Origin of the sequence: Nocardia sp. 852002-51101_SCH5132738, assembly GCF_001665695.1 — a bacterium.
Lineage (GTDB): Bacteria > Actinomycetota > Actinomycetes > Mycobacteriales > Mycobacteriaceae > Nocardia > Nocardia nova.
The window spans coordinates 1-6,440 of record NZ_LZML01000166.1; the positions used below are offsets into that span (position 1 = coordinate 1).

The window sequence follows — 6,440 nt, forward strand, 5'->3', positions numbered from 1 at the left end:
CCACCCTCGATTACCTCGGATTCTATTCGAATCATTCGAATAGAATTCCCCTCAGAAATCAATATGGAATTCAGCCTTTCGAATTCGGAATTCGAAAATGGCTGAATTCCATATTGATTTCTGAGGGGAATTCTATTCGAATGATTCGAGATAGAATCCGAGGTAATCGAGGGTGGTGTCGATGAATTTATGTCCGAGGATTTCCGATTTGTACGCGATGTCGAGGACATTTCTATCGGCGAATTCATAATACGCCACAGCCGCGTATGCCTCGCGCAAATCGGAAGGAATCAACGGCTTTCCGTCTCCGTCTTGGAATGCCTTTTTCGATGCGAGTCCGATTTCTTTATTGTACTTCGCCGAAAATTGTTTGTTGTCGATATTCTGATCGACTTTGCTCCGCAATTCTTCGAGTGCCTGGAGCACGGTGTCGCGGTCTCCCAGGATGGGGATCACGTAGGACATGTCGGCCCGCCCAGGGTCGCGGGTCTTGGCCTGGCCGCTGAACACCACCTCATACTTGCTGCCCTCTACCGGCGTGAACTGGCCCCGGAGTGCCACCTCTACAGGGCGCCGGCCTGTCAGGGCGCACAGGGCCGCGATGGCCTTGGGGTTGGACCAGCGTTCGAACATGACCTCTCCGAGCAACACCAGCGCGGTGTTGACAAATTCGTCAGGGTCCAGGGGCCGCACGTCGCGGTGCTTGGCTTTGCGGGCCTCGGCCTGGTGCTTGTCGTACTCTTCCTTGCGAGCAGGAGAGTACCGCATATACTTCGACGCTTCCGAGAATTCGCCGAATTTCTCCGCGAGGGCGTGGCGGTAGGCGGCGACCAGGTTCCGGTTGGTCAGAACCGAGTATTTCTGGCCGTCCGCCTTCTTGCGGTTGTAGATAAAGGACAGCTCGGACATTGCGACCATTCGCAGCTGATTCGGCGGCATATCCGTGACCCGTTCGACAAATTCCGCAATGCGCTGCTCTTCCGCTTTCGACAGCTGGGCCATGTCCATCCTCCTGTGTTCGCGTCGCCAACTTCCCCAAGTATAACCGTAAAGGTGGGGTAGCGCTAGATTACGGGGCGCGATTCATGAGATCTGCGGCGGCTATTACAACGAAGGCCGGGAAGCGAAACCGCTTCCCGGCCTTGGCGTTTGGTCACTACTCCCGTTATTTACAGGGCGTGTTCCCTGATGTTTCCGAGCGTTTTCACTTGACGCTCTGCGGGCTGATGGCCTGCAGGGCCATGGCCAGTTTCGATGGGTCGATCATCGCGGTTCGCAGTTCACTCACGCTCGGGTTCTCCTCGCCGGTCAGGGCTTGGATGAACCTTGGTGTGGCGTAGTCGGCGCTCCAGTTCAAGGCGGCGACATACACGTCTGGCGGTGGGCCGATGGTGATCAATTGCGGGTCGGCCAGGCTGCCGTTCGGCTGAGCGCAGGTGATCGACAGTCGTACGCGGTCGAATTCGTCCGGCCACACCGACCCGGGGCCGGGGTTGGCTACTTCGACGGCTCGCTCCAGTGCGGTCCGGAGGTTCGGGCAGATGAATCGATCGGGGGACAGGCCTGGGCTGGGGGTGAATTCCACCAGGCAGGGGCCCGATTCGAGGGTGATGTCCATTTCGCTCCTATGGGGTTGCGATGATGGGAGGAGCGGGTCGGGGGCGGTAGCTGCGCCCCCGACCCGCGCTGTTCTATTTCGCGGTGAGCGTCAGCCCGAGGGCGGCGTAGATCGCTTTGAGGTCGTCGCGGATCTCCTCGAACCCGAGCAAGGTCTCCGAGCCCCAGATGGTGGTGCGCCAGTGCTCATCGCACGCCTGGCATCCGGTTGCCTCGCACAGGGGGGCGAGTTCGGGAGTGCTTGTGCCCCAGCCTGATTCCTCGGCAAAAGAGACCAGGGACTTGATGGTGTCGTGCGAACCGTGGTAGATGCTGTCGATCACGTGGTTGTCGCTGGTGTGGCGGGCAACGATCGCGTCGTCCAGCTGCGAATCGGTGGCCGAATCCTCGAGTTTCAGTTCGGTCAGCAGTTCCTCGGACGCGTCGAAAGTGGTGATCACCGGTGTTTCCTCTCTGGTTGTGGGTTGGTGATGAGGAGAAGTGTTGTACAGGGCACCGACACGTTGGCCGGCCTTCTGGAGCCCGCGGCTTATCGGGCGCCGCTTCGGGCGGCCTGGTGGTGTGCGGCGCGCTGGACCTGGCGCAGGTGAGCGTTGAACGCGCCCATCACTTCGAGGTCGCCATAGTCCTTGCAGGACCATCGTCCGCAGCTGCACTTGCCGTTGACGATCTCGGCGGTTTCGAGGCATTCGCCGTCGCCAGTGTCGGTGCATTGCTCACACTGCGGGTCCTCGCACCACATCTCCAGGGAATGCGCGCGGCGGTCGATCAGCGGATCGTCGTGCAGCGATGGCAGATCCGGGGCGGCCGGGGCCGCGGGGGTGGGCGTGTTGCGGTGTCGGGTCAGCAGTTTGCGCAGGTTCATTGGTTGTCCTCTCGCTCGGTCTCGGTATTTGCCTGAGCCTGTGAAATGTCTTGCGTCTCTTCGGCGGCCAGCAGTTCCAGCAGATCGGTGGGTTCTGGAGCCGTTTCCGGGGTCAGCTGGATCGGGGGAACGGCCACCGTGCGGCTGTCCTCGTCGACGTCCAGCACGATCGGGATATTGCCGTTGAGGCTGTATCCCGGCGGCTGCACGGTGGCCAGGAGCATGCTGCCGAACAGGCCGTGGAAGACCACGCGCTCCCCGGCCCGGAATGGGCTCTGTGTGGCCTTCTGGGCGCCATTCACGGCCGTTGTGGTCATCGGGTCGCCTGCGGCTGCGGGAGGCCCTGAGCGGCTGCTTCCTCGGCGGTCCGGTCGATCACACCGCCCGCGGCCAGGATCTCGGCCACCTCGGTGACGGTCGCGGGGCGGTGTTCGGCCAGAGCGGTGAACAACCACGCGATATCCGGATCGGCGAGCGCGGCCAGGCCCTCGGCGAAGATGCTCAGGTGCAGTTCGGGGCCGTCTTTGGCCCACGCCGGATATCCCTGGATGTGGCGTGCATTGCCGCGGGGCTCGGGCAGCTCGCGCAGCGAGAACGCCCAGATCACGTCATCGTCTGTGACGCGCTCGATTTCGATGGTCGGGCTCGATACCCACGACGGCGCGGTGGCCGGGGTTGCCCACAGGGTGAAGCCGATTCGGCCGGCGGTGGTGGTCAATGTGTCTCCCAGAACTCGGTTTCCAACTCCTGGATGGTGGCCAGGACGTCGGCGGGGATCGGTGGAATGGTCTCGGTAGCGGGGTCCTCCTCCATCGAGAGAGCGACGACGCCGCGCCAGTACTCGGCCTCGGGCTGGTGGTAGCCGATGGCGCGCAGGATGTGGTCGGCCAGCTCGTTGGCCGCGTAGCGCGGGCGGCCGGTGATGCTCTCGAAGCCGAAATCGTCGCTGAACCAGGCGCGCAGGCGGCCCATGCCCTGTGACGAGCAGTTGCGGATGTGGCCGGCCGCGGCGACGCCGACTCGGGGGTTGTGGTCGACCTCCAGGCCGTGGGCGTGCAGCACCACCAGGTAGGGATCGGTGCTCATCGCCTCAGCCTTTCGTGGAACAGCCGGGCGTCTTTGATGTCGTCGGAGCGACGGAAGTACCCGATCGGGTCGTCGACGGCGCGCACGCTCCAGCCGCATTTCCAGCAGCTGACCTCGTTGCCGTGGTCGTCGAGTTCCACTCGGCAGTTCGGGCATTCGTTCAGGGCGGCCATCACAGATCCGCCTCCATGGCCATACGGTCCACCGCGCGGAGCTGGGCCATGATCACCAGATCGTCGTGCTGGGCGGGGTCGTCGGGGTCGGGAATGTTGGCGTTCTGGTCGAGGGGCCCGGTGTATCCGGCGTGGCGCCAGGCTCCGGTGCGCTGCCAGCGCAGGCAGCCCTCGGCGGTATCGCAGCCGAACAGCTTCTGTTGCTGCTCGGTCATCGGCGCGATCGGCAGCAACGGCGGCGGCGGAGCCGCGCGGAATGCGCGCATCTCGGCCTTCATATCGGCTAGATCGGTCATGGGGTTATGCCTTCCTGGTTCCGAATTCGATCTGGATGTCAGCTGGCCGATCCGGTGAGGTCGATGGCGACGTGACCGCGTGTGTCGACCTCCACCGAGCCCAGCTGGCCCGAGATCGCCACCTCGGCGTCGTCGGCGATGATTCGCACGGTCGACCCTGTCGGGACGCTCGCGTGGGCGACCAGCGCGCCGGTGCCCGTGATTCGGCCGGTGCGGTGAGAGCCGTTGATTGTGCCGCTGACCATGCCGATGTTGCCGCTGCCGCCGATATTGCCTGCGATGACCGTTCCGCCCTGGATGTTCACTCCGGGGACCGAGGACGGGAGCGGAGCGAGAGTGTGGATGGCGGTGATCCGGAGGCGGCGGCCCTCGGCGGAGATGGTGGCCGAGTCGATCGTGGCGCGGGCGTCGTCGTCGCCGGTGGCGGGGGTCAGCGACACCACAGCGGTGGTGGTGGCCGGGTCGGTGCCGACGATGACGCGGGTAGCGGTGGGCAGACTCAGCACCAGCACGGCGGGGCCGGCGGTGTCGTGTTCGATCGTGCGGGGGGTGTTGTCGCTCATGAGTTCGGGTCTTCCTGGGTGGCGCCGAATCCGACTGGATCGGTGCAGGGGCAGCGGATGGCGGGTTCGACGGGCGCGCCGTCGGGGCCGAGTTTCCAGCCGTCGCCGCCGCATTGTGGGCAGTTCGGGGTGGGGTTCCGGCGGGCGGTCGGTGAGTCGAACAGCGGTTCGCCGGGGTCGGCGGGTTTCTTCGGTCGTCGTCCCATCAGTGCTCCGGTGTGCTGAACTGGATATCGGTGGGGGGCATCGGTTTTCGTTCTCCTCCTCGTTCCGATTGAACAGACTTCATCGTAACACGATTTAACGACTAATCGTGTTATCGTTTTATCGTGAACACTCGTGATCGGGGCGGCTGCTACCCGCCTCGGCAGACAGAGAAGGTGGTTTGTCGTGCTGGTCGTCAACGCTGAGCGGAACAAATCGGGGGCCGAACAGGTCGTGGTCGATGCGCTGGTGAATTCGTCGCTGCCGGGTATCGCGGTCAGCGGCTGCTACATCCCGCATCGGCGGGGCAAGGGCGCGGGGGAGGCCGACCTGCTGGTCGTGACCCCGCATTCCTGCACGGTGGTGGAGGTGAAGGGCCTGCGGGAGCGGGTCTCGGGTGAGTTGTCGTGCCCAGCGAATTCGCGCTGGTCGCTGCCTGGTGTGGTCGGGGATCCGGTGCATGTGCGCACCGGGGACACCAACCCGCTGGACCAGGTGAGCGAGCGTCTCTACGACTTGAAGAAGCTGGTGGAGGGCTTGGGCGGGGATCAGTTCATTTCCGGCCTGGTGGCCGTGGTGCCGCTGCCCGGATTCCCGGTCACCTTGAATTCCGGTGCCTTGCCGACCGGGCGGGACGTGCAGCTGGCCACCCCCGATGTGGATGTGGCGCCGTGGTTCGACGGTGGCCCGCATCGGCGCGCGGCGGTGTGGACTGCCGAGCTGGTGGCGCAGATGCTGGCTGAGTTGCGGGTGACCGGTTTCAGCGAGGGCGAGCTGGTGGGGCTCGGGTTCCCGGGCACCGCCGAGCCGATCACGCCAGTAGCCGCCACCAGTGGCCCGGCTGGTGGCCCGACCAAGCGGGATTGGGTTCCGACGGGCGAGATCCCGGACAACCCGACCATGGCCATGGTCACCGATGTGTCGTGGCCGCAGGCCGGTGTCATGCGTCCGGCGCAGCCGCATCGGCGCTCGAGGGCGCGGCAGACCGCAGCGACGGTGGCGGCTATCGCGGTGGTCGGGTCGGTGCTGTGGTTCGCGGTCGACAACGATCACTCCGATTCGAGCCACCACAGCACCGGCACGGGCACATCGGCCGCCGATCCGGCCGCGCCCGCTCCGGCTGTCGCACCGCCGCCGCCGCCGCCGGCCCCGGCTCCGGCTCCGGCTCCGGCTCCGGCTCCGGCACATGATGGCGGGCCGCTGTCGACGTTCCCGATGGGGGATCCGTCGACGATCTGCTATCCATTCCAGGCAAATTGCAACTGAGACCGCCAGAGGGAATCCGATGAGCGACCAGACCCCCGACGACCGCGACTATGAGGCGATCGCCGCTGATGCCTTCGAGCGGCGTCTGGTGGCCCTGCGTGAGGCCGTCATCGCGTGGGCCCTGCATCGGGAGGTGCCTGTCCAGCTCGAGACCGTCCACGGCGTCGAGAACCTGAGAATGACCCGTGTGACCCTGACTCGTGGTGGGCGCGTGGTGCATGTCGAGTTGTATCCCGCGGCGGCCGGGGACACTGGGCTTGTCTGGGACGGCGCGAATGTGGCCGTCACCGACGACGCGACCGGTATGCGGATGAGCAGTTTCGACGCGATGCCGACCGCCGCCGCCCTCAAGGGCCTGCTGACCGGACTG

Annotated in this window: 13 protein-coding genes; 2 read left to right on the forward strand and 11 right to left on the reverse strand. The window is 65.0% G+C overall.

The window, feature by feature from the left end:
* Positions 1 to 132: 132 nt before the first annotated feature.
* From A5789_RS25695 to A5789_RS25740, 11 genes are all read right to left on the reverse strand, one after another.
* The gene (locus A5789_RS25695) at positions 133 to 1,002 is read right to left on the reverse strand and encodes a protelomerase family protein (RefSeq protein ID WP_197516733.1); all 870 of its coding nucleotides are present in this window, start codon (positions 1,000 to 1,002) and stop codon (positions 133 to 135) included.
* 202 nt (positions 1,003 to 1,204) lie between these two features.
* Complete coding sequence (locus tag A5789_RS25700) at positions 1,205 to 1,618, reverse strand: hypothetical protein (protein WP_064927358.1); 414 nt, start codon at positions 1,616 to 1,618, stop codon at positions 1,205 to 1,207.
* Between the two features lie 73 nt (positions 1,619 to 1,691).
* On the reverse strand, positions 1,692 to 2,057 hold the full coding sequence (locus A5789_RS25705; protein ID WP_064927360.1) for a hypothetical protein: 366 nt from the start codon (positions 2,055 to 2,057) through the stop codon (positions 1,692 to 1,694).
* An 89-nt stretch (positions 2,058 to 2,146) separates the two neighbouring features.
* Positions 2,147 to 2,482, reverse strand: a complete 336-nt coding sequence (locus A5789_RS25710) for a hypothetical protein (protein ID WP_064927362.1) — start codon at positions 2,480 to 2,482, stop codon at positions 2,147 to 2,149.
* Complete coding sequence (locus tag A5789_RS25715) at positions 2,479 to 2,799, reverse strand: hypothetical protein (RefSeq protein ID WP_064927364.1); 321 nt, start codon at positions 2,797 to 2,799, stop codon at positions 2,479 to 2,481. Before A5789_RS25715 ends, A5789_RS25710 begins: the two co-directional genes overlap by 4 nt.
* On the reverse strand, positions 2,796 to 3,200 hold the full coding sequence (locus A5789_RS25720) for a hypothetical protein (protein WP_064927366.1): 405 nt from the start codon (positions 3,198 to 3,200) through the stop codon (positions 2,796 to 2,798). The genes A5789_RS25715 and A5789_RS25720 overlap by 4 nt, the downstream gene beginning before the upstream one ends.
* On the reverse strand, positions 3,197 to 3,568 hold the full coding sequence (locus tag A5789_RS25725; protein ID WP_064927368.1) for a hypothetical protein: 372 nt from the start codon (positions 3,566 to 3,568) through the stop codon (positions 3,197 to 3,199). Before A5789_RS25725 ends, A5789_RS25720 begins: the two co-directional genes overlap by 4 nt.
* Entirely contained in the window at positions 3,565 to 3,741 is a 177-nt protein-coding gene (locus A5789_RS36910) for a hypothetical protein (RefSeq protein ID WP_156773029.1), read from the reverse strand. The genes A5789_RS25725 and A5789_RS36910 overlap by 4 nt, the downstream gene beginning before the upstream one ends.
* Positions 3,741 to 4,037 (reverse strand): hypothetical protein, encoded by a 297-nt coding sequence (locus A5789_RS25730; protein ID WP_064927369.1) that lies wholly within the window; start codon positions 4,035 to 4,037, stop codon positions 3,741 to 3,743. Before A5789_RS25730 ends, A5789_RS36910 begins: the two co-directional genes overlap by 1 nt.
* Positions 4,038 to 4,075: 38 nt before the next feature.
* Positions 4,076 to 4,600 (reverse strand): hypothetical protein, encoded by a 525-nt coding sequence (locus A5789_RS25735; RefSeq protein ID WP_064927371.1) that lies wholly within the window; start codon positions 4,598 to 4,600, stop codon positions 4,076 to 4,078.
* Complete coding sequence (locus A5789_RS25740) at positions 4,597 to 4,806, reverse strand: hypothetical protein (RefSeq protein ID WP_064927373.1); 210 nt, start codon at positions 4,804 to 4,806, stop codon at positions 4,597 to 4,599. Before A5789_RS25740 ends, A5789_RS25735 begins: the two co-directional genes overlap by 4 nt.
* Before the next feature lie 184 nt (positions 4,807 to 4,990).
* Between A5789_RS25740 and A5789_RS25745 the strand changes: the two genes are divergently transcribed.
* A complete protein-coding gene (locus A5789_RS25745) occupies positions 4,991 to 6,070 on the forward strand; it encodes a nuclease-related domain-containing protein (protein ID WP_064927375.1) in 1,080 nt (359 codons plus the stop codon).
* A 19-nt stretch (positions 6,071 to 6,089) separates the two neighbouring features.
* A partial coding sequence (locus tag A5789_RS25750) for a hypothetical protein (protein WP_156773030.1) occupies positions 6,090 to 6,440 on the forward strand: 351 nt, incomplete at its 3' end.